Raw genomic sequence first — 20627 nt, forward strand, 5'->3', positions numbered from 1 at the left:
TTTGCGCGCGTTGAGAAGCGTGCCCCCATATGAAAGGTTGTGTTCATGACGAACCCCCTGCTCGCCGCCAGTCCACTCCCCTACGGTCTTCCGCCTTTCGCGGAAATTGAGGCGGCCCATTACGCCGAGGCCTTGGAAGCCGGCCTCGCGGAGCACCGTGCCGAGATTGCCGCCATCACCGGTAACCCCGAACCGGCCACCCTGGACAATACGGCCGTGGCGATGGAGCGGTCCGGGCAGCTGCTGGGACGGGCGGCGGCGTCCTTCTTCACGCTTGCGTCCGCGGACTCCTCCGACGACATCAAGGACCTTGAGACCCGGTATTCCCCGTTGCTTTCCGCGCATCAGGACGACATCTTCCTGGACCGGGCCCTGTACAGCCGGTTCCTCGCCATCGACACCAGCGCCTGCAACCCGGAGTCCGCCAGGCTGGTGGAGGACTACCTCAAGGAGTTCAGGCAGTCCGGCATCCAGCTTGGGGAGCAGCAACAGGAACGGCTGCGGACACTGAATGCCGAGCTGTCCCGGTTGGGCACGGAATTCGGCCAGCGCGTCAAGGAGGGCATGAAGTCCGCGGCGCTGCTGCTGGACAACGCCGCGGAACTGGCGGGCCTTCCGGCAGACGAGGTCTCGGCGGCCGCCGCGGCAGCCCGTGCGACCGGGCACGACGGCAAATACCTGCTGACCCTGATCCAGCCCGGCAACCAGCCTGCCCTGGCGTCGCTCGAAAACCGGACCGTCCGCCGTCGGCTGTTCGAGGCCTCGGTGGCACGGGGCAGTGACGGAGGCAGCCTCGACGTCCTGGACCTGGCCCGGGAGATGGCCGGGCTTCGGGCGGAGAAGGCCCGGCTGCTGGGTTTCGCCAACTACGCCGAACTTGTGGCCGACCGCCAGACGGCGCCGGACTTCGAGGCAGTGCAGAGCATGCTCAGCCGGATGGCACCGGCGGCGGTCCGCAACGCCGACGCCGAGGCGGCCGCCCTTGCCGAGGTTGCCGGGCACCCCTTGGAGGCGTGGGACTGGGCGTACTACGCGGCAAGGGTCCGGAAGGAAAAGTACGACGTCGACGAGCAGGCACTCCGCCCGTATTTCGAACTGGACCGGGTCCTCCGGGACGGGGTGTTCCACGCTGCCACCTCGCTGTATGGAATCACCTTCCACGAACGGGATGACCTCGCCGGCTATCACCCTGATGTCAGGGTCTGGGAGGTGCGTGACGCGGACGGCAGCGGACTGGGGCTGTTCCTCGGCGACTACTACAGCAGGGAGTCCAAGCGCGGCGGGGCCTGGATGAACTCGCTCGTGGACCAGTCAGGGCTGCTGGGCGACAGGCCGGTGGTCATCAACAACCTGAACATCTCCAAGCCGCCGGCGGGCGAGCCGACGCTCCTGACCCTGGATGAGGTCCGGACCGCCTTCCACGAGTTCGGCCATGCCCTCCACGGCCTGTTCTCCAACGTCACGTATCCCCGGTTCTCCGGGACCTCCGTGCCCCGGGACTTTGTGGAGTACCCGTCGCAAGTCAACGAAATGTGGATCATGTGGCCCGAGGTCCTGGCCAACTATGCCCGGCACTCCGTCAGTGGGGAACCGTTGGCACAGGACGTCGTCGACCGCCTGAATGAATCCCGGTTGTGGGGTGAAGGTTTCGCCACCACCGAATACCTGGGCGCGGCCTTGCTGGACCTGGCGTGGCACACGCTCGAGCCCGGGGAGGTGCCGGAGGATGGACTGGAATTCGAAGCCAAGGCGCTGGCCGCCGCCGGGATAGCGCATCCACTGATTCCGCCGCGGTACCGGACCGGCTACTTCCAGCACATTTTTGCCGGGGCGGGCTACGCGGCCGGGTACTACTCCTACATCTGGAGCGAGGTCCTGGACGCCGAGACGGTGGATTGGTTCACGGAAAGCGGCGGACTGACCCGCGAAAACGGTGACCGCTTCCGGCAGGAGCTCCTGTCCCGCGGCAACAGCCGCGACCCCCTGGAGTCGTTCCGGATCCTGAGGGGCCGGGACGCCAAACTGGAGCCGCTGCTCAAGCGCCGCGGCCTCGACTAACGCCGTCCCCTCCCCCAACTAGGTAGCAGTAAGTGTCGTTTTGGAGCCCCAAAACGACACTTACTGCTACCTACTTGGGTTAAAAGAACGACGCCGGTCCCCCACCGAAAGAGGTGAGGAACCGGCGTCGTACTTTACAAACGGAACCGAAGCGCAAGGCGGTGCGGTCCGGCAGCGTGCGTAAAAGGGGCCCCGGCCCAGCCACGCACCCATATGGCGGCAGCGGGAGCCGGGGAATAGCACGCAGAGGATCGCGCCGTCCGGCGCGTCACAGAGGGCGGAGGTTACCAGCCGCGCTCAGCCAGGCGGTGCGGCTGGGGGATCTCGTCGACGTTGATGCCCACCATGGCTTCGCCCAGGCCGCGGGAGGCCTTGGCGATGACGTCGGGGTCGTCGTAGAAGGTGGTGGCCTTCACGACGGCGGCCGCGCGCTGGGCGGGGTTGCCGGACTTGAAGATGCCGGAGCCGACGAACACGCCGTCGGCGCCGAGCTGCATCATCATCGCGGCGTCAGCCGGGGTGGCGATGCCGCCGGCGGTGAACAGCACCACCGGGAGCTTGCCGTTGGCGGCAACTTCCTTGACCAGTTCGTACGGGGCCTGCAGTTCCTTGGCGGCCACGTAGAGCTCGTCCTCGGGCAGGGAGGAGAGCTTGGCGATCTCGGCGCGGATCTTGCGCATGTGGCCGGTGGCGTTGGAAACGTCGCCGGTGCCGGCCTCGCCCTTGGACCGGATCATCGCCGCGCCCTCGTTGATGCGGCGCAGGGCCTCACCGAGGTTGGTGGCGCCACAGACGAAGGGAACCGTGAAGTTCCACTTGTCGATGTGGTTGATATAGTCGGCCGGGGTGAGGACCTCGGACTCGTCAATGTAGTCCACGCCGAGGGACTGCAGGACCTGGGCTTCGACGAAGTGGCCGATGCGGGCCTTGGCCATCACGGGGATGGACACGGCATCGATGATCTGGTCAATCATGTCCGGATCGGACATGCGGGACACGCCGCCCTGGGCGCGGATATCGGCCGGAACACGCTCCAGCGCCATGACTGCCACGGCACCGGCATCTTCGGCGATGCGGGCCTGCTCGACGTTGACGACGTCCATGATGACGCCGCCCTTGAGCATCTCGGCCATGCCACGCTTCACACGGCTGCTGCCCGTGACGCTGTTCGCGGAGGAACCGGCCTCGTTGCTTACATCAGGTGTAGACACAAAAACCCCTATGGGTAGACAGATGATCTTCGCCGGGCATGCGGCGGCAACTGCCGGGGGTGCACGCACGGGTTGCCGGGTCGCTTGACCGGGCACTTATATACTAGTCCCCCGGTGACCGCCGGGCTTAATTGCGTTAATCCGCGGGAAATGGTTGTGCCAGCGCCTGACGCCGGACTGATGCCACCCGCTGGACCACTGTAATGAGGCTCGCCAGGGCAAGCAGCACGAGCGTGGCCAGGAGCACCAGGGGCGGCAGGCCGAGACCGGTCAGGCCGGTCACCACCAGCACCGATACCAGCCGTTCGGCCCGCTCCGCGATGCCGACGTTGGCGGTGAAGCCGAGGGATTCGGCTTTGGCCCGCGCGTAGGACACCACCATGCCCAGCACCAGGCACACCATGGCGGCCGCAGCAATGGGAGTGCTGCCTCCGCCGGTGAAGAACCACACCGCGAGGCCGGCGAACAGGGCACCATCGGCGATCCGGTCCAGGGTGGAGTCCAGGAAGTTGCCCCAGCGGCTCTTGACGTCCTGCATCCTGGCCATGATGCCGTCCAGGACGTCGGAGAAGATGAACGCGGTGATGAACACCGTTCCCCAGAACAGCTGGCCCATCGGGTAGAAGACCAGGGCGCCGGCGGCCACGCCGAGGGTGCCGGCGATGGTGACAGCGTCCGGCGAGACGCCCATGCGCAGCAGCCAGCGGGCCAGTGGGGTGAACAGTGCGGTGAAGAAGCCGCGGGCGTGCCTATTCAGCATCCGACTCCCCGGGCCATGCCTCGGCCACCATCTGGCGGACTTCGTCGAGGGTCTGTGTGATGGCCTTGGTCTGGGCGATGATGGGGAAGAAATTCCCGTCGCCGCCCCAGCGCGGAACGATGTGCTGGTGGAGGTGGGCGGCGATGCCGGCGCCGCCCACCACGCCCTGGTTCATGCCCAGGTTGAACCCGCCGGGGTTGGAGACCTTGCGCAGGACCCGCATCGCCGTCTGGGACAGGTCGGCGAACTCTGCCGTTTCCTCCAGCGTCAGGTCCGTGTAGTCGGGGATGTGCCGGTAGGGACATACCAGGAGATGCCCGGGGTTGTATGGGAAGAGATTCAGCACCACGTAGCAGGTCTTGCCGCGGTAGACGATGAGGGCGTCCTCATCGGTGCGGCCGGGACCCAGGCAGAACGGACAGTCGTTCTGGTTTTTGAACTGGTGCTGTCCCCCCTTGATGTAGGCCATCCGGTGCGGAGTCCACAGGCGCTGGAAGGCGTCCGGAACACCGGCGAGGGCAAAGTCGTCGGTTACGCCGGGATCACCTGGATACCCGGAGCCTGTGTTCTCCTGCACGGGGATGTCCGTTCGTTAGCTGGTCCGGTTGCGTACGGCCTCGGTGATCCGCTTGACCGCCTCGGACACCGGCACGCCGTTGTCCTGGCTTCCGTCACGGAACCGGAAGGATACGGCGCCTGCCTCGGCGTCGTCGCCGCCCGCGATCAGCACGAACGGGATCTTGTCCTTGCTGGCGGTGCGGATCTTCTTGGGGAACCTGTCCGAGGAGGTGTCCACCTCGGCGCGGATACCGGCGGCCTTGAGCTGGTCGACGACGTCGAACATGTACTCGTTGAAGGTCTCCGCCACCGGGATGCCCACCACCTGTACCGGGGAGAGCCAGGCCGGGAAGGCACCGGCGTAGTGCTCGGTGAGGACACCCATGAACCGCTCCACTGAGCCGAAGAGTGCACGGTGGATCATGACCGGGCGCTGGCGGCTGCCATCGGCGGCCTGGAACTCCAGTTCGAAGCGTTCGGGCAGGTTGAAGTCCAGCTGGATGGTGGACATCTGCCAGGTGCGGCCCAGCGCGTCCTTGGCCTGGACGGAGATCTTGGGACCGTAGAAAGCCGCTCCGCCCGGATCCGGAACCAGTTCCAGGCCGGACTCCTGGGCCACTTCGGCGAGGGTGCGGGTGGCTTCCTCCCAGGTGGCGTCGTCGCCCACGTACTTCTCGGGGTCCTTGGTGGACAGTTCCAGGTAGAAGTCGTTGAGCCCGTAGTCCTTGAGGAGGTCCAGGACGAAGGTCAGGGTCTTGGTGAGCTCGTCCTTCATCTGCTCGCGGGTGCAGTAGATGTGGGCGTCGTCCTGTGTCATGCCGCGGACACGGGTCAGCCCGTGGACCACGCCCGACTTTTCGTAGCGGTAGACGGAGCCAAACTCGAAGAGCCGCAGCGGCAGTTCGCGGTAGGAGCGGCCGCGGGACCGGAAGATGAGGTTGTGCATGGGGCAGTTCATCGGCTTCAGGTAGTAGTCCTGGCCGGGCTTGCGCACAGTGCCGTCCTCGTTGAGTTCGGCGTCCACGTGCATGGCCGGGAACATGCCGTCCTTGTACCAGTCCAGGTGGCCGGAGACCTCGTACAGGTGGCCCTTGGTGATGTGTGGTGTGTAAACGAACTCATAGCCGGCCTCAACGTGGCGCTGGCGCGAGTAGTCCTCCATCTCCTTGCGGATGATGCCGCCCTTGGGGTGGAAGACCGGCAGGCCTGACCCGAGTTCATCCGGGAAGGAGAACAGGTCCAGCTCGGAACCCAGCTTGCGGTGGTCGCGGCGTTCGGCCTCGGCGATCCGCTCCTGGTAGGCCTTGAGGTCGTCCTTGGTGGGCCAGGCGGTGCCGTAGATCCGCTGCAGCTGCTGGTTCTTCTGGTTTCCCAGCCAGTAGGCGGACGAGGAGCGGGTCAGTGCGAAGGCGTTGGAGATGAGCTTGGTGTTGGGCAGGTGCGGGCCGCGGCAGAGATCACACCAGACGGTGGTCCCTTCCTTGCGTTCCACGTTGTCGTAGATGGTGATGTCGCCGGCACCGACCTCGACGTTCACGCCCTCGCCGGCCTCGGCGGCGTCGTTTTTCTTGCCCAGCAGCTCAAGCTTGTAGGGCTCGTCCTTCATGGCCTCGCGGGCTTCGTCGTCGGTGACGACACGGCGGACGAACTTCTGGTTCTGGTTGATGATCTTCTGCATCATCTTCTCGAGGGTCTTGAGGTCCTCGGGGGTGAAGGGTTCGGCGACGTCGAAGTCGAAGTAGAACCCGTCGGTGATGTAGGGGCCGATGCCCAGCTTGGCGTCGGGGCGCAGCTGCTGGACAGCCTGGGCCATGACGTGGGCGGTGGAGTGCCGCAGGACGTTGAGGCCGTCCGGTGATTCGATGGTGACGCCTTCAACGTCGGCGCCGTCGGGCAGCTCCTGGTCAAGGTCCTTCAGTTCGCCGTTGACGCGGGCCACGACGACGTCGCGGCGCTCAAAAAAGAGTTCCGCACCGGTTGTCCCGGTAGTCACCTTTGTCTCTTCGCCATCGACGACGAGGGTGATCTGCTGGGCATCTGACACGGGTGTCTCCTATTCAAAGTTGAGGCTTCATAGCTTGCGGCATACGGGGACCACAGCCAGCCATCGTCAATGCTATCGGTTCGGGAGAGGGCCGACCAACGCGGGACACGGTTGTCCCGGGGCCCGGCTCAGCCGTTGAAACCAGTGATGGCCAGGCTCCTGGTGATGCCGTCCAGGGGATGCGCGGCCTGGGGAACAGGGGCATCCGACGGCGGAACCGGCAGGGTTTCGGTGCGGGCAAGGTCCCAGGCCATGCTGGCGCTCAGGCTGATCCCGCGGGGACCGGTCCTGCGGGTGGTCCCCCGGATCAGCAGCAGCCGGGTTCCGAACAGCAGGGGCCCCGCATTTTCCTGCGCCTCATGGAAGAACACTGAATCGATGCAGCCTGTGCCGTCGTCGATGCTGATGAACACAACACGCCTGCCGCCGCGCATGGGTGGGGTCTGGGTGGCCACCCGTACCCCGGCCACCAGGACTTCGGTGCCGTTGCGCAGGCCCAGCAGTTTGTCTGCTGTGGTGACTCCCAGCCGCTCAAGGAGGGGCCGGTGACTGTCCATCAGGTGGGTACTGACGTCCACAGCCATCAGGTCCAGCTCTGCACGGACATTTTCCACGACACTGGGTTCCGGCAGGCCGGGCTTGACGTTGCGCAGTTCCACATCGCCCAGGGGAAGTGCCATCTGGCCTTCAAGGATTCCACTGCTTTTCCTGGCCCCTGTTGACTGGAGGGTTTGCAGATGGTGCACCAGGTCCGCCCGGTTGGCGGAGCCACCGGCATCCTTGTGGAGGGCATCGAAAGCACCCAGCTGGGCCAGCCGCTTAATGCTGGGTTTGCTGACCCTGGCACGGGAGCGGAGGTCAGCCAGGGAGTCGAAGGGTTGCCCGGCAACGATCCTTTTCAGTTCTGTTGCCGACAGTCCGTAGATGCCCTTCAGGCTCAACCTGATGCCAAGCTTTCCGGCATCCGCCCCGGAACTGATCCGTTCAACCCGGTATTCGTCCTTGCTCCGGTTGATGTCCAGCGGCAGGATCGGGATGCCGAGGCGTCTGGCTTCGGCAACCAGCAGGCGCTTGGGATACATTCCGGGATCGTGTTCCCAAAGGCCTGCCAGGAATGCTTCCGGATGGTGGGTCTTCAACCAGGCTGACTGGTAGGTGGGGACGGCGAAGGCGGCACCGTGGGCTTTGCAGAAGCCGAAGCTGCCGAAGGCCTTCAACGTTCCCCAGACTTTATCCACCACCTCAGGGGTGTAGCCCTTGGCGCGGGCAGCCTTGCGGAAGAAAACCTCCACGGCGTTTTCGCGTGCTTCGTTGCCCAATGCCCTGCGGAACTCGTCGGCCTGCGCCAGGCCGCAGCCCGTCATCACGTCGAAGGTCTTCAGGATCTGTTCGTGGAACACGGTGACGCCATGGGTTTCGGCGAGGACGGGTTTCAGGTCCGGGTGGGGGTAGACCTCCGGGGCGAAGCCATGCCGGTGTTCCAGGAAGGGCCTGACCATGTCCGATTTCATCGGGCCGGGGCGGAACAGCGAAATGTCGATGATGAGGTCGTTGAATTCCCTGGGCGCCATCTTGCCGATCAGTTCCCGCTGGCCGGGCGATTCGATCTGGAAACACCCCAGGGTGTGGGTGCTCCTGATCAGCTCAAAGGTTGCCTCGTCATCCAGGGGGACAGCGTTGAGGTCTATGTGGCCGTTGTCGGCAATATAGTCCGGGCCCGTCCCCTGCGGGCCGGGACCGTGGTTGCCGGCGGCCACAACTTCCTTTTTGGAGGGATGCAGCCGGATAACTTCACGGACGGCGAAGGCCATGGCACTTTGCATCCTGACACCCAGGACATCGAGTTTGAGCATGCCCATGGGATCCATGTCGTGTTTGTCGAACTGGCTCATGGGCAGCCCCAGGCCACTGGGCTGGACGGGTGTACGGTCCAGCAGGGTGGCGTCGCCGAGGATGACCCCGCAGGGATGCATGGAGATATGCCGGGGCAGCCGGTCCAGGCGTTCGGTCAGGTCGACCAGCAGGTCCAACTGCTGGTTGCCGTCCATTTCCCGCTGTTCCACCCGCCCTGCGAAGTCCCTCAGCTCCGGTTTTTCCTGCAGCGCTTCCCGGAATTTGCCCGCGGAGAACCGCCACAGCTGTTTCGCGATCTCCCCTACTTCCCCGCCGTCCATGCCCAGGGCCAGGCCGGCATCACGGACCGCTCCCCTGGCCCGGTATCCGTTCTGCATGCTCATCAGCGTGACCCGCTCAGCGCCGAAGCGGTCAAAGATCTTCCGGTAGACGTTGTGGCGTTCGGCGCTCTCGACGTCGATATCAATGTCAGGAAGGGTGGCCCTGTCCTGTGACAGGAAACGTTCGAAGATCAGGTCGTGCTGCAGCGGATTCACATGGCTGACGTCGAGCAGGTAGTTGACCAGGCTTGAGGCACCGGAACCACGCGCCGCAGCCCGGACCCCCATGTCCTGGATCATCCTGGAGACCTCCGCCACCGTCAGGAAATAGGAGGAGAAGTTCAGCTCGTGGATGATGCGGAGTTCGTGCTCCAGCCTTGCCCGCAACGAGTGTTCCCGGGCACCGGAAATTCCCGGGAAACGGCGGGTGATCCCTGCGCTGCACCGTTGGACCAGCTCCGCATACGGGTCCTGGTTGATTCCAATGACCGATGCTTCGGGAACAACAGGCTGCTTCCAGCCCATGTCCGCCACCGGATCGATCCGGCAGGCATCGGCGAGCGCCTCGGTTTGGGACAGCAACTGGGTGAGGTCTGCTTTCCCGTACCCCGCAGCTGAAATGATTTCCCGGGCCAGCCGGTGCATCTGGTCGGAACTTTTCAGCCATCCCTGGCCGGTGGGTTGCAGAAGGGGTTCAGCGGCGAGTTCCGGCAGGGATTTCAACGTCCGTGCCGAATCGAGGACATCAGCGGTGGGGGCGCCGTCAGCTGCGCAGTACCGGACAGCGTTGGTGAGGACTGCAGGAACCCGGTGTTCCTCCGCGAGCCGGAGCATCCTGACTGCATGGGCAGTGCTGAGCGGGGTTCCCGGGGCGCTGAGCTGGGAGACGATCTCCGTTACCAGCGTCCCGGCGGGCATGGCATCGAGCCACTCCTTGAACAGGGTGCGTGGCCGAAGGTAGCGACGCCCTCCCATGGCCCGGCCGACATCCGAGTCGGGGCCGATCAGTACCATCAGGACCGGCTTGAGGGTGGTGGGGTCGAGGGTCCGTGAAGCGAGTTCAGCGCGGGTGACGGCAACGGGGACCGTTCCCCCCGCCTTGCCGGAGGTCCTGGCGTGCGCGTCGGAAATCAGCCGGCACAGGGCACGGTAGCCGGCACCGTTGTTGTGCCCCTTGGCGAGCACCACCACCCGGCCGGATACCTGGGTGCGGTGGTCGCCGTCGTCGTCCAGTACTGCAAGGTCAACGCCCACAATGGGGTCAATCCCCGCGGCCATGCAGGCCTTGAGGTGCTTGATGGTGCCGTACAGGCCGTCCCGGTCCGTGCAGGCGAGCGCCGTGGCGCCGTCGCCTGCAGCGGATTGCGCCAGTTCATCGGGCCAGGAGACGCCGTAGTGGGCGCTGAATGCGGTGGAAACGTGCAGGTGTGTGAAGGTCATGCTGTAGTGGGATGGAGGGCGTCGTGGATGCGCAGGAGCCGCCACCGGCCGCTGCGGATATGCCGTGTGAGGTCCAGGGTCAGGGGCTCAGGGAAAGGCGGTTCTTGGCCGGAGGTGTTGGCGGGAAGAACCTGGATACGCCAGATTTCGTGGTCTACTACTCCCGGCCCGCTTCCCAGCGGCGCCCTGCTCTCTTCCGCCCACCATTGCCGGCGTTCATACCAGCGGAGTGGTTCGGCGCAGACGGCATAGGTCGTTCCGTTCCACTGCAGGGATTGCGGCTGGCCGTCGGGGGCACAGGAAACGTCAACGGATTGGCTGAACAGACCCATGGCGCCTCTCCCTCCCTATTTCCCCAGCGGTGTAACGGATGACAGCATTCGAACATGTATTCGAATACCTTCAGTCTACGCCCACCCGAAGGTGTCCGGAAGTCGGGCAGAATCCGTTGCCTGCCTCCACGCCCGGGGTACTATTTCCCGCATCTGAGGTGCAGCCGACGATTGGTCCTGACCGGACTATTCATCAGCGCGCCTCTGCCTTGAGATCCGCGCTTGCTGCGCGTCAGTGTCCATTGGCAACAACAGATCCGAGGCAAAACAATGTTTCGAAAAATAGCCATCCCGGGAAGCATCGTTCTGGCGTCAATGGCATTGCTCGGGAGCCCCGCCACCGCCGCCCCGCCAGTTCAACTGTCCGGGGCCATCTTCACCACGGACAGCAGCGGGAATCCCGTCAATCTCAACATCTACGATTCACAACAGGCCGTCTACCTCAACGGCGGCCCGGGCATCAACGCCCCTGCCGATGCCGCAGGGCTGCCGGCGGGCACCTACTCCTTCCAGGTGACCGACCCGTCGGGCAAGACCCTGCTTTCCACCGATCCCGTGTCCTGCCGCCAGTTCACCGTCGATGCGAGCGGCGTCATTAACAGCGTGGATGCCTCCGGGTCCTGCAAACATGCCACTGGGACCAGCACCGAGGATGGCGGCATGACCGTCCAACTCTTTCCCTACACCGACACCCTAAACGACGGCGGGGTCTACAAGTGTGGGTCTCCCCCACGAACCTGCTTGACTGCAGCGCCCCAGGCAACAAGAACTGCTTCGTTCCCAGGTACAGCAAGACGGACAACTTCAAGGTCAGGAATCCGCTGATCGTTGAGATCGACGTCCGGTTCTGGAAGAACGGGACTGCAATGGACGGATACGCTGCGCTGTGGACCGACACGAACGGGGCTACCAATATCAAGTATTCGGAGTACAACCCCGCAGTCTTGGCCTTCCACGAGGCACACTTTGAAGCAGTGGAGGCCGGAACCCACGGCATCCGCGTGGACAGCCAGCCGGGATGCACCATCACTTCCGTGCAGCCGCCGTCGGGCAAGGCGGTCAACGCCAACCGCGGCTGGGCCAGCATCAGCGTTGCGGTGGCAGCCCACACCGAGGGCGACCACACCTGTTTGTGGACCATGGCCTGCAACTGACAGGCGCCGGGAACCGGGAGCCGGGGCCCTGGATTCCGGGCGCCCCGGCTCACCTCGGCGTTACTGTCCCGCCACCGCATCCGGGGGTGGACTGACAGTTCGGCAGGGAGCAGGATTGAGCCATGGAAACCCAAGACGCACTCCTCAAGCAGGCAAGCATCAAGGCCCAGGACTCCACCCTTGTAGCCACGTTCGACATTGACGGCAGCATTCCCGGCTCCGGCGCCTACGTCGTGGGACTGATGGGAGCCACCCAGGACTTTTCGTCGCAGCGGCGGCTGTGCATAGAGTTCATGAACGGGGAGGCCATAGCCTTCTACTCGTTCAACCGCGAACAGGGCGTGGAGGAGGACTATGACCTCTCCGGCGTATCCCACTCGGGGAATTCAATCACGGTCCAGTTCCCGGTGGACGCCATCAACGGACTGGGCGCAGGGCACACCATGTCCGCCTTCAGCGAGGCGGACGGCCGGGAGTTCCAGCACGGTGTCCCCGTGGAGGAAAACCTTTAGCAGCTGGGCGGTCGCCGCTCAGCTGTTGTCTTTGTGGACGCGCATTTCCAGTTCGATGAACCCGGAAATCATGGCCCGGTAGGTCGACTCGACGATGTCCGGGTCAATGTCCTTGGCCACGGCTGCGGACCGGACATGCTCGATGATCTTCTCCACCCGGTCGGGGGCGCGTACTTCAGCGTCGTCGCCCTTCAGGGTTCCGGCGATTTTGATCAGGCGTTCACGGCGCGCAATCAGGGTGACAATCTGCTCGTCCACCTCGTCGACGGCAACGCGGACCGCGGCGAGCTGTTCCTTGTCGGCCTGGGCATCCCGGTCATTTCCTTGAATTGTTGCCATCTTCTGACAGTATCGAAGCATGCAACCCAGAGTCGACTTCATCTCGCTAGGTGTCCGCAGTGTTGAGGCGTCACGCGCCTTTTATGTCGACGGCCTGGGCTGGCCGGTGCACCGCGAGGTCCCCGGCGAAGTGGTCTTCATCCAGGCCAACCACGGGCTGATCCTCTCGCTGTGGGATGCCGGACAGATGCAGGCCGAGGCCGGGGTGGACGCCCCCGGGACCGTTCCGTGCATCACGCTGAGCCATAACGTCGGCGGCACCGATGACGTGGACAGGGTGCTGGCCGAGGCAGCAGCAGCCGGAGCCACCATCACCGGCGAACCTGTCACGCAGCCCTGGGGCGGCTACACGGGATACTTCGCCGATCCTGACGGCTTCCGCTGGGAAGTCGCCTACAACCCCACCTGGGCTGTGGCCGACGACGGCGCGGTCACCGTCTGATCCCGCGGCGCCTTTCCCGCGGCTGCTAGAACAGGGCCTCCACGGGCCTGATGAGGTCCGGTCCGTTATTGCGGACATTCCCCACATCCTTGCCCACCGAATCGACATGCCAGTCTGCCGCCACATCCTTGACGCCTGACCGCACCAGGTCCACGAGGGCCGCGGCGTCGTCCGCCTGCGGATCCAGCCACGCCTGCATGGTCTCCCGGTCCATGGGCAGCGGAACACGGTCGTGCAGTTCCGTCAGCTTCCCGAACACGGTCGATTCGGATCCCGGCGGAGGGGTGTCCGTCGTCAGGATGGACGTGGAGAGCAGCCATTGGCCCGGCTCCCCGGCGGGGACGGAAGGGTCGCGCCACCACTCGTACAGCCCGGCGAACGCCAAACCGCGGCCTTCGCCGGGGTGGACGTAGTAGGGCTGCTTGGACTTGCCGGGACCTTGCTTCCATTCGTAGTAGCCGTCCGCCGGAACCGCGCAACGCCGGGACTTCACGGCCTTGCGGAACGCCGGCTTCTCCAGCACCGATTCGCTGCGGGCGTTGATCATCCTCGATCCGATGCCGGGATCCTTGGCCCAGGACGGAACCAGGCCCCACCGGGCCACGTGGAGCTGGCGGACCTGCCGGGCCTCCGGGCCGTCGTCCACCAGCCGTTCAAGGACAATGGGCACGGCGTCAGTGGGCGCAACATTCCACGACGGCGGAACGCTCACCTCTTCCTCCAGCTCGGCGTCGAATTCCGCCAGGAGGTCCCCCACAGCCCGTGCCATCACGTAACGTCCACACATGGCTCCAGCATGCCACCGGCGCCACACAGTGTCATGCAGGCGGCCCCGGCGGCGCCCGGCAGCAGGGAATACGGGCAGCCGCGTTACCGTTGTGCGGAACGAACCCTTCACCCCCAACAGAGGAGACCCCTGTGGATTTCACCCCCGAGTCAGGCACCATCACCATGTTTTCCACCACCTGGTGCGGCTACTGCAACAGGCTGAAGAAGCAGCTGGATGCGCAGGGCATCGGCTACACGGAGATCAACATCGAGGAAGTGGACGGTACCGCTGAGCTGGTGGAGCAGATCAACGGGGGCAACCGCACTGTCCCCACGGTCCTCTTCCCGGACGGCACGTCCGCGACGAACCCGTCCGCCGCCGAGGTCAGGACCCGGCTGGCAGCCTAGGAGCTGTGGTGCCTGCGGCGCAGAACCGCCGCAGGCACTGGGCCGTCATCCCGCCGGGTCAGGCTTCCAGGCTGCTGAAAGGCGCCGGGACGAGGACGGCATGGCCGGAGTACGTGTCCAGCAGGGCTTCCGTCACTGCGTCCACGGTAAGGCCCGGAACCAGGTCGTCGGCCGCCCCGGCCGTGGCGGGATCCCAGTCCAGTTCCAGCGCGGCGTAGCAGTCGGTGAGGACTTTGCGGATCGGCGCGGAATCCTCCACTACGATGACGGAGCTGAACAGCCACGCGCCGGCCACCACGCGCTGGGCGGTGCCCACCAGTTTGATCCGCGGCCCCGCCGTCTCCGGGGTGCCGTGGACGCTGTACTCCCCGGGGCAGTACTCCCCCGGGATCTCGCCTACTGCCGCGTGGACACCCACCCGCCGTAGTGCGTCAGCGAACAGTTCCCCAAAATGGCCGAACCGGGTTTTCGAGCCCGCGATCGCGTCCGCGTCCGGTTCCACATGGTCCACGATCAGCGTGCCCTCGTGGTAGGCGGCCGCGCGTCCGCCGGCACGGCGGACCAGCGGCTCGAAACCGTTGGCGCGGCATGCCAGCTCCGCTGCCTGGAAGCCGGGCAGCCTGGTGTCCCGCTGCCCGAACGCCACGGTCGGCGCCGGCCTGTACAAGCGCAGGGTGGGTCCGATGCTTCCGCTCCGTGCCCGGGCCAGCAGCTCGAGCCCGAACTCAAGGTCCCTGGCTGCGCCAAGGGACTGCTCCTGCCGGACAACGGCCAGCGTGCCGTCCACCGGGTCCTGCCGGGCGGCCGCGCCCGGTGTCATCGCGCTCATTGATCAGTTCCCCGTTCTCGCTCCGGCAGGGCGGCGCCGCACCGATTGACTGCGGACTTACCCGTTTCCCGCCGCCGGCGCCCGTCGCGCCCACCCTAGGGTACGCCGTCGTCGGCGGTCCTCCGCACCGGCGCGGCGCCCGCCGGCTAGTGTCCGCGGCGCCCCGCCCACAACGCATGGAGCAGGGGTGCCGCCGAGGCGGCCATCAGCACCGTGCCGACCACGGCATCGCTGGAGCGGACCAGCGCCCCCGCCACCAGGAGGGCCGCGAACACCACCGCCGACGCCGTACGCCGGGCCGCGCGGTCGAGCCGGGCCGCCTGGCGCTCCAGCCGGGGATTGGCAACGGCCAGGTTGCCGTCGCCGATGGCGGCCAGCAGGCCGTCCACCTGGCCTGGCAGCCGCAGCACCAGGCCGGCGGCGTCGGTGAGCCGCCGGACGACGTCCTGGACCGCGTTTCCGCCTTCTTCCCGGAGCAGGCGGGCCGCGTACGGTTCCACCGAATCCCACAGGTTGAAGCGCGGGTCCAGCGAGCTGCAGACGCCTGAGGTCAGCGACATGGCCCGGATGATCAGCAGGAAGTTTTCCGGCAGCTGGAAGGGCAGGGACCGGACCACCTCGCCGAATTCCTCCGCAAAGTCGCGGAACTCACGTGGATCCACCTCCCGGAGTTCGGCAAACCCCATGCCCCCGAACCTTGCGAAGAGCTGGGTCATGGCGCGTTCCAGTTCCACGGTGTCCGCCGCCGGAACCAGCACTCCCAGCTCGCGGATGGCGGCAACCAGCCCCTTGCCGTCGCGGGCCGCGGCAGCAATCAGCAGCCGGCGCAGGCCCGCGCGGGTGGACGCCGTGACCTCGCCCATCATGCCGAAGTCGATGAATGTCAGCTTCCAGGGGTGGCCGCCGGCGACGGACGTGGCCGGCGTGACGAAGATGTTGCCGGGGTGCGGGTCAGCGTGGAAGTAGCCGTTGGTGAACAGTTGGTCGAACATGACCGAGGCGAACACCGGCGCCACGTCCGCGGGGTCGATGCCGGCGGCGCGCAGGGCTGCAGCATCGGTGATCTTGATGGCCGTGACGTCCTCAAGGGTCAGCACCCGGCGGGTGCACCGCTCCCATACGGGCCGGGGCGCCTGGACCCGGGGATCGCGGGCAAAGTCCTCCGCGAACCGTTCGGCGGCGGCGGCCTCGTGCAGGTAGTCGATTTCCTCCCGGCTGGTCTGGGCGAATTCCTCGACCAGGGCCGGCATGTCCGCCCTGTCGGACACGAGCCGGAAGTGGCTGAGCCATCCGCCGACTTTGCGCAGCGCGGCGATGTCGACGGCGACAATCGCCTCGATGCCCGGACGCTGGACCTTGACCACCACGTCCTTCAAGCCGGCTACATCGGCATCGGCGGGAAGCAGCCGTGCCCGGTGGGCCTGCCCCAGCGAAGCGGCAGCCACGGGTGCCTGCTGGAACGAGGCGAAGACCGTCTCCAGGGGAAAGCCCAGATCCGATTCGGCCAGCTCCCGTACGGCCGGAAACGCGACGGGCGGCACCTCGTCCTGGAGGCCTTGGAGTTCCTCGGTGATTTCCGGGGGCAGCACGTCCAGCCGGGAGGAGAGGAACTGGCCCACTTTGATCATCAGCCCGCCCAGTTCCAGGGCAAGGGCGTGGAACCTCCGCGCGAAGGCTGTCATCCTGGCGGAGCGTGTCCGTCCTGCCAGCCGGGCCAGCCCGATCCGCGGGAGGAACAGCTCGTACCACCAGGTGACGGCAAGGTTTGCGGCCGCGAAGCGCAGGATGCGCCGGTAGCGGGCCCGGGTGTGCCGGTCACCGGCAGCCGGATGCGCACCGGCCCGGCGGTCAGCTGGCACGCGGGTCAGTCCTGGGCGAGGATGCCGTACATCCGGCGGCGGGCCTCGTCAAGCACGGCCACTGCCTGCTTCACCTGCTCGGGCGTGCCGGTCCGCCCCACCTGGGCGGCGGCCTGGGCCAGTTCGACCCCCGCCTTGGGAAGGGAGCCCGACCCTGTGCCGGGCTGTTGCCCGGCAGTGCCCCACGGATTCGACGCGGCGTTGCCGTCAGCCTCCTCGCGGCCGGCCTGGGTCAATGAGTAGATTTTCCGGCCGTTCGCTTCCTCGGCCCTAATCACGCCTTCGTCGGCGAGCAGCTGCAGGGTGGGATACACCGAACCGGCGCTGGGCTTCCAGCTGCCGCCGCTGCGTTCTTCGATTTCCCGGATGATCTGGTACCCGTGCATGGGCCGCTCGGCGAGCAGGGCCAAGACGGCGGCCCGGACCTCGCCCTTGCCGGCCCGGGTGCCTTCCTGTTTTTCGAAGCGGGACCGGAAGTCCTCGATGGCCTGCCAGAGGCCTTCCATGTTGTTGCTGCCAAAGCCATGGTTCGGGTAGCTGCCACGCATGATGACCGTCTCCTCGGAATCGCGAACGATACACAACGACATAGTCAACGATACAGCCGGCAGCTGCCCGTAACCATGGACCGGGACTCAGGTTTGGCGCAGGGTCAGGATTTGCTCGGCCCTGCCGAACGGGCCCTGCAGGTCATGCAGGACCGTCGAGGTCAGGCCGATGCCGTCCCTGCCGAACGACACGGCGTTGTCCAGGCCCAGCCATTCCCCTGCAGGCCGGCGGTACATGTGGATCTGCAGGTCAAGGTTGGGGAAGGCGTAGCTGTTCGGGCCCGGGGGAACTCTCGCCGCAATGCCGTTGGCGGTGTCCACCAGCCCCATCAGCCGGGCAAGGTCGCCGCTGTCCTCCTGGTCGGTCAGCGGATGCGCGGTACGGAGCCATACCTTCCCGGCGCCCGGCCGGTGCCCCTCGGCCACCCGCATTTCCAGGGAGCGGATGAACCCGCCGGGCCAGACGGCCGCCCCGTCATAGGGCTTGCAGTCGTCAGGCCCGGGGATGGGTGCATCCTCGATGGCCGCCACCGCCGAGGTGTCACTCGTGGCCATCCTCCAGGCCGTGGCCCGGATGGCGGTCCGTCCGTTGGCCACCAGCACGGCCTGCAGGAGTTCGATGGTCCTGCCCGGGCGCAGGATGGTGGTTTCGATGTGGAAGTCGCCGCCGGGAATCAGCCCGAGGATTTCATAGCTCAGCCTGGCCATCCGCATGCCGGTCCGCGGCTGGTGCCGCTCCAAAACGTCGGCCAGCAGCCCCGACGCGGGAGCCATGTGCTGTTCATGCGCGTTCCAGGCGCCCTGGGCGTGGATGGTGGAGCGAAAACGCCCGCCGCCCAGCACCTCGTAGTAGGCGTTGCCTTGGCCCAGTTCGGGAAGCTCGTCAGTCAACGGTGGCCTTTCGGTGAATTCCAGTGAATCGTCATTAACCCTATCCCCACGCCGGGGCGGCAAGCCGCCAGCGGGTCGCTGCGAAATGTTTGAGCGGGCGGCCCTGGCGCGGACTACACTCAGGAACTGGTCCTGTCAGCAACCCTCGGAAGAGGTGTTCCATGCGCGTCATCAGCTACAACCTCCGCAAGCACAGGGCGAGCGGCGAACTGCTCGCCCTGGCCCGCAACCATGACATCGACGCGCTGTGCCTCCAGGAGGTGGATGCGGCGGACCTGCCCGAAACCCTGGGCCCGCTGCACCTTGCCGACGCCACCAAGGGGAACCGCCTGGGGCTGGCCATTTACTACCGGACCAGCCGGTTCACGGCCCTGGACACCCAGTCCTTCGCCCTGCAGAAATCGATGCATGACCGGGTGCTGGCGCCTGCGCACGAGCGGCTCATCGGAACCCGCGTGATGGACAACGAAACCCAGCATGAGCTGGTGATCGGTTCCTTCCACGCCGCCCCGCTCACCGCGTCCAATTCGCTGCGGCGCAAGCAGATCCACGCCGCCCATGCCGAGCTGCTCAGCATGGGCCAGGGACTGATGACACTGATGGTGGGCGATTTCAACTACCCGTTCTTCACCAAGAACCTGCACCTGCACATGAAGAAGTCCGGCTATGCCCTGTCCCTGAGCAACCGGCGGACCTACACCCGCTACAAGGTCTTCAAGGGCCATTTCGACTTTGCCACGTCACTGGGCCTGGACATCGCCAGCGTGGAAACCTTGCCGCGGGGGAAGTCGGACCATCTCCCCATCCTGGTCCACGCCGAATACGGCCGGGACTACTAGGCCAGCCGTTCCCGGAGGGCCGGCCAGGCGGCCGCGAATCCCGGATGCAGTTCCATGCCGTCCACCTCGGCCACGGGAACCCACAGCAGTTCGATGCTTTCGGGGTCGCTGATGACCGGCTCAAAGGGTTCCAGGACCCGGACGGCCACGGTGGTGTAGGACCAGTATCCAAGGTCCAGGACGGACGTAAACAGTACCTCGACGCTGTCCTGGGGAACGGCAGCTTCCTCGTGGGCTTCACGAAGCGCCCCGGTCACGGCGTCCTCCCCCTCATGAAGCGCGCCTCCGGGAAGCCCCCAGGTTCCGCCGTTGTGGCTCCAGACGGCACGGTGCTGGAGCAGCACACCCCTGGCGGGATCCCAGGCGAGCACGCCGGCGGCCCCAAATCTGCCCCAAAAGCGCCCGCGGTCCCCCTCAACCCAGGCATCCCCGGGATTGCGCGGCCCCGTGCGGACGGGCGGGGTGGATGATGAGGCGACGGATGCGTGGTCCATCACTCCAGTCTGACAGGTCGGCCCGGGAAGGTCCGGCACGCGACGCGTCCGGTCCCGTGCCGCCCCGGCAGCCCGGGACGGTGGTGCCGGGGGCCCGCCGCCCCGTCAGCCGGCGTTGCCGCGGTCGACGGCGAAATCGCCGCCGGGATACATGACCGTTTCGTGGCCATCGTCGAAACGGACCACGTACGGTGGAGCCCCGCCTTCACCGCGCACTTCCAGGATCACCCCATGCCGGTCCGTGGCCCCCACAGTCCTTCCGTGCACAATGATGCGGTCGCCCTGCGCTGCCTCCATGGCACTCACCTCCCAGCCCCAGATTACGACTCCGCCCGGGGCCCCAACAGGTCCCCATGGCAGTATTTCTCCCATGCCCCTGAACATCCTCCTGCTCGCCGATACCCATGTTCCCCGGCGCGCCCGGGCCTTGCCCGGGCAGGTGTGGGCCGCCGTCGAACGCGCCGATGTGGTGTTCCACGCGGGAGACTGGGTGGACGAAGCGCTGCTGGACGCCTTCGAGCAGCGCCCGCAGCAGCTGGTAGGGGTTTATGGCAACAATGACGGGCCGGCCCTGCGCGCCCGGCTTCCCGAGTCGGCCGCCGTGGCGCTGGACGGTGTCCGGTTTGCCATGATCCACGAAACCGGTCCGGCGAAGGGCCGCGAACAGCGCTGCGAGGCACTGTTCCCTGACGCGGACGTCCTGGTCTTCGGGCACAGTCACATCCCGTGGGACACCACGACGCCAGGCGGCCTGCGGTTGCTGAACCCCGGCTCCCCCACCGACCGGCGGCGTCAGCCCGCCTGCACGTTCATGACTTTGACCGTGGACAACGGAACAGTGCGCGGTGTCCAGCTGGTGGAAGTGCACCGCTGACAACACCGCCGGGTTGGCAGTTCACGCGCTCTTGCATAGGCTGTAAATGTAAGCATGCTTAGCATTGCGTCGAGCCCATCAGCAGGAGGAACC

The 20627-nt window shown here is 66.1% G+C and carries 22 protein-coding genes; 8 read left to right on the forward strand and 14 right to left on the reverse strand.

What is annotated here, in order from left to right:
• Window positions 1-45: 45 nt before the first annotated feature.
• Window positions 46-2058 carry a M3 family metallopeptidase gene (locus AS031_RS07235; RefSeq protein WP_058267625.1) on the forward strand — a complete coding sequence of 671 codons (2013 nt, stop codon included), beginning with the start codon at window positions 46-48 and terminating at the stop codon, window positions 2056-2058.
• Between the two features lie 284 nt (window positions 2059-2342).
• Here AS031_RS07235 and pdxS read toward each other — a convergent pair whose 3' ends face one another.
• The 6 genes from pdxS to AS031_RS19450 form a co-directional block, all read right to left on the reverse strand.
• Window positions 2343-3269 (reverse strand): pyridoxal 5'-phosphate synthase lyase subunit PdxS, encoded by a 927-nt coding sequence (gene pdxS, locus AS031_RS07240; RefSeq protein ID WP_058267442.1) that lies wholly within the window; start codon window positions 3267-3269, stop codon window positions 2343-2345.
• A 136-nt stretch (window positions 3270-3405) separates the two neighbouring features.
• On the reverse strand, window positions 3406-4029 hold the full coding sequence (gene pgsA, locus AS031_RS07245; RefSeq protein ID WP_058267443.1) for a phosphatidylinositol phosphate synthase: 624 nt from the start codon (window positions 4027-4029) through the stop codon (window positions 3406-3408).
• Entirely contained in the window at window positions 4019-4606 is a 588-nt protein-coding gene (locus AS031_RS07250) for an HIT family protein (protein WP_058267444.1), read from the reverse strand. Before AS031_RS07250 ends, pgsA begins: the two co-directional genes overlap by 11 nt.
• A gap of 15 nt (window positions 4607-4621) precedes the next feature.
• Window positions 4622-6631, reverse strand: coding sequence for a threonine--tRNA ligase (gene thrS / locus AS031_RS07255; RefSeq protein ID WP_058267445.1), 2010 nt, complete (start codon window positions 6629-6631; stop codon window positions 4622-4624).
• Window positions 6632-6759: 128 nt separating this feature from the next.
• A complete protein-coding gene (locus AS031_RS07260) occupies window positions 6760-10245 on the reverse strand; it encodes a DNA polymerase III subunit alpha (protein WP_058267446.1) in 3486 nt (1161 codons plus the stop codon).
• On the reverse strand, window positions 10242-10577 hold the full coding sequence (locus AS031_RS19450; protein ID WP_074446929.1) for a DUF6504 family protein: 336 nt from the start codon (window positions 10575-10577) through the stop codon (window positions 10242-10244). The genes AS031_RS07260 and AS031_RS19450 overlap by 4 nt, the downstream gene beginning before the upstream one ends.
• Window positions 10578-10799: 222 nt before the next feature.
• Between AS031_RS19450 and AS031_RS20135 the strand changes: the two genes are divergently transcribed.
• The 3 genes from AS031_RS20135 to AS031_RS07270 all read left to right on the forward strand — a co-directional run bounded on the left by AS031_RS20135 (window position 10800) and on the right by AS031_RS07270 (window position 12243).
• Window positions 10800-11402, forward strand: a complete 603-nt coding sequence (locus AS031_RS20135) for a hypothetical protein (protein ID WP_218918348.1) — start codon at window positions 10800-10802, stop codon at window positions 11400-11402.
• A 41-nt stretch (window positions 11403-11443) separates the two neighbouring features.
• Window positions 11444-11731, forward strand: coding sequence for a hypothetical protein (locus AS031_RS20140; RefSeq protein WP_218918349.1), 288 nt, complete (start codon window positions 11444-11446; stop codon window positions 11729-11731).
• Between the two features lie 122 nt (window positions 11732-11853).
• Complete coding sequence (locus AS031_RS07270) at window positions 11854-12243, forward strand: hypothetical protein (protein ID WP_058267448.1); 390 nt, start codon at window positions 11854-11856, stop codon at window positions 12241-12243.
• A gap of 18 nt (window positions 12244-12261) precedes the next feature.
• On the opposite strand, the gene AS031_RS07275 is transcribed toward AS031_RS07270, so the two are convergent.
• Window positions 12262-12582: a chorismate mutase gene (locus tag AS031_RS07275; RefSeq protein ID WP_058267449.1), complete on the reverse strand. Its 321-nt coding sequence runs from the start codon at window positions 12580-12582 to the stop codon at window positions 12262-12264.
• 19 nt (window positions 12583-12601) lie between these two features.
• Here AS031_RS07275 and AS031_RS07280 point away from each other — a divergent pair, with 19 nt between their 5' ends.
• Window positions 12602-13024, forward strand: a complete 423-nt coding sequence (locus tag AS031_RS07280; RefSeq protein WP_058267450.1) for a VOC family protein — start codon at window positions 12602-12604, stop codon at window positions 13022-13024.
• Between the two features lie 25 nt (window positions 13025-13049).
• On the opposite strand, the gene AS031_RS07285 is transcribed toward AS031_RS07280, so the two are convergent.
• Window positions 13050-13811 (reverse strand): SOS response-associated peptidase, encoded by a 762-nt coding sequence (locus AS031_RS07285; protein WP_074446930.1) that lies wholly within the window; start codon window positions 13809-13811, stop codon window positions 13050-13052.
• Window positions 13812-13942: 131 nt separating this feature from the next.
• Here AS031_RS07285 and AS031_RS07290 point away from each other — a divergent pair, with 131 nt between their 5' ends.
• On the forward strand, window positions 13943-14200 hold the full coding sequence (locus tag AS031_RS07290) for a mycoredoxin (RefSeq protein WP_058267452.1): 258 nt from the start codon (window positions 13943-13945) through the stop codon (window positions 14198-14200).
• Between the two features lie 58 nt (window positions 14201-14258).
• Here AS031_RS07290 and AS031_RS07295 read toward each other — a convergent pair whose 3' ends face one another.
• The 4 genes from AS031_RS07295 to AS031_RS07310 all read right to left on the reverse strand — a co-directional run bounded on the left by AS031_RS07295 (window position 14259) and on the right by AS031_RS07310 (window position 18327).
• Complete coding sequence (locus tag AS031_RS07295; protein ID WP_228379581.1) at window positions 14259-15029, reverse strand: lipoate--protein ligase family protein; 771 nt, start codon at window positions 15027-15029, stop codon at window positions 14259-14261.
• Between the two features lie 146 nt (window positions 15030-15175).
• Window positions 15176-16897 (reverse strand): ABC1 kinase family protein, encoded by a 1722-nt coding sequence (locus AS031_RS07300; protein WP_371325975.1) that lies wholly within the window; start codon window positions 16895-16897, stop codon window positions 15176-15178.
• A complete protein-coding gene (locus tag AS031_RS07305) occupies window positions 16894-17436 on the reverse strand; it encodes a PadR family transcriptional regulator (protein WP_058267455.1) in 543 nt (180 codons plus the stop codon). The genes AS031_RS07300 and AS031_RS07305 overlap by 4 nt, the downstream gene beginning before the upstream one ends.
• 87 nt (window positions 17437-17523) lie before the next feature.
• Complete coding sequence (locus AS031_RS07310) at window positions 17524-18327, reverse strand: thioesterase family protein (RefSeq protein WP_058267456.1); 804 nt, start codon at window positions 18325-18327, stop codon at window positions 17524-17526.
• Between the two features lie 161 nt (window positions 18328-18488).
• Between AS031_RS07310 and AS031_RS07315 the strand changes: the two genes are divergently transcribed.
• The gene (locus AS031_RS07315; RefSeq protein WP_058267457.1) at window positions 18489-19166 is read left to right on the forward strand and encodes an endonuclease/exonuclease/phosphatase family protein; all 678 of its coding nucleotides are present in this window, start codon (window positions 18489-18491) and stop codon (window positions 19164-19166) included.
• Here AS031_RS07315 and AS031_RS07320 read toward each other — a convergent pair.
• Both AS031_RS07320 and AS031_RS07325 read right to left on the reverse strand, forming a co-directional pair.
• Window positions 19163-19660 carry an NUDIX domain-containing protein gene (locus tag AS031_RS07320; RefSeq protein ID WP_058267458.1) on the reverse strand — a complete coding sequence of 166 codons (498 nt, stop codon included), beginning with the start codon at window positions 19658-19660 and terminating at the stop codon, window positions 19163-19165. The genes AS031_RS07315 and AS031_RS07320 overlap by 4 nt on opposite strands.
• 105 nt (window positions 19661-19765) lie before the next feature.
• Entirely contained in the window at window positions 19766-19957 is a 192-nt protein-coding gene (locus AS031_RS07325; protein WP_058267459.1) for a DUF1918 domain-containing protein, read from the reverse strand.
• Window positions 19958-20030: 73 nt separating this feature from the next.
• Between AS031_RS07325 and AS031_RS07330 the strand changes: the two genes are divergently transcribed.
• Complete coding sequence (locus tag AS031_RS07330; RefSeq protein WP_141688774.1) at window positions 20031-20534, forward strand: metallophosphoesterase family protein; 504 nt, start codon at window positions 20031-20033, stop codon at window positions 20532-20534.
• The last annotated feature ends 93 nt before the right edge of the window (window positions 20535-20627 follow it).

It is taken from the genome of Pseudarthrobacter enclensis, from assembly GCF_001457025.1.
Taxonomy (GTDB): domain Bacteria; phylum Actinomycetota; class Actinomycetes; order Actinomycetales; family Micrococcaceae; genus Arthrobacter; species Arthrobacter enclensis.

Coding starts and splice junctions, on each gene's coding strand:
- AS031_RS20140 (WP_218918349.1), top strand. CDS start 11,444: ATGGACGGATACGCTGCGCTGTGGACCGACACGAACGGGGCTACCAAT.
- AS031_RS07275 (WP_058267449.1), bottom strand. CDS start 12,582: ATGGCAACAATTCAAGGAAATGACCGGGATGCCCAGGCCGACAAGGAA.
- AS031_RS07285 (WP_074446930.1), bottom strand. CDS start 13,811: ATGTGTGGACGTTACGTGATGGCACGGGCTGTGGGGGACCTCCTGGCG.
- AS031_RS07330 (WP_141688774.1), top strand. CDS start 20,031: ATGCCCCTGAACATCCTCCTGCTCGCCGATACCCATGTTCCCCGGCGC.
- AS031_RS07320 (WP_058267458.1), bottom strand. CDS start 19,660: ATGGACCACGCATCCGTCGCCTCATCATCCACCCCGCCCGTCCGCACG.
- AS031_RS07270 (WP_058267448.1), top strand. CDS start 11,854: ATGGAAACCCAAGACGCACTCCTCAAGCAGGCAAGCATCAAGGCCCAG.
- pgsA (WP_058267443.1), bottom strand. CDS start 4,029: ATGCTGAATAGGCACGCCCGCGGCTTCTTCACCGCACTGTTCACCCCA.
- AS031_RS07235 (WP_058267625.1), top strand. CDS start 46: ATGACGAACCCCCTGCTCGCCGCCAGTCCACTCCCCTACGGTCTTCCG.
- AS031_RS07260 (WP_058267446.1), bottom strand. CDS start 10,245: ATGACCTTCACACACCTGCACGTTTCCACCGCATTCAGCGCCCACTAC.
- AS031_RS19450 (WP_074446929.1), bottom strand. CDS start 10,577: ATGGGTCTGTTCAGCCAATCCGTTGACGTTTCCTGTGCCCCCGACGGC.
- AS031_RS07280 (WP_058267450.1), top strand. CDS start 12,602: ATGCAACCCAGAGTCGACTTCATCTCGCTAGGTGTCCGCAGTGTTGAG.
- AS031_RS07325 (WP_058267459.1), bottom strand. CDS start 19,957: ATGGAGGCAGCGCAGGGCGACCGCATCATTGTGCACGGAAGGACTGTG.
- AS031_RS07315 (WP_058267457.1), top strand. CDS start 18,489: ATGCGCGTCATCAGCTACAACCTCCGCAAGCACAGGGCGAGCGGCGAA.
- AS031_RS07295 (WP_228379581.1), bottom strand. CDS start 15,029: ATGAGCGCGATGACACCGGGCGCGGCCGCCCGGCAGGACCCGGTGGAC.
- AS031_RS07305 (WP_058267455.1), bottom strand. CDS start 17,436: ATGCGTGGCAGCTACCCGAACCATGGCTTTGGCAGCAACAACATGGAA.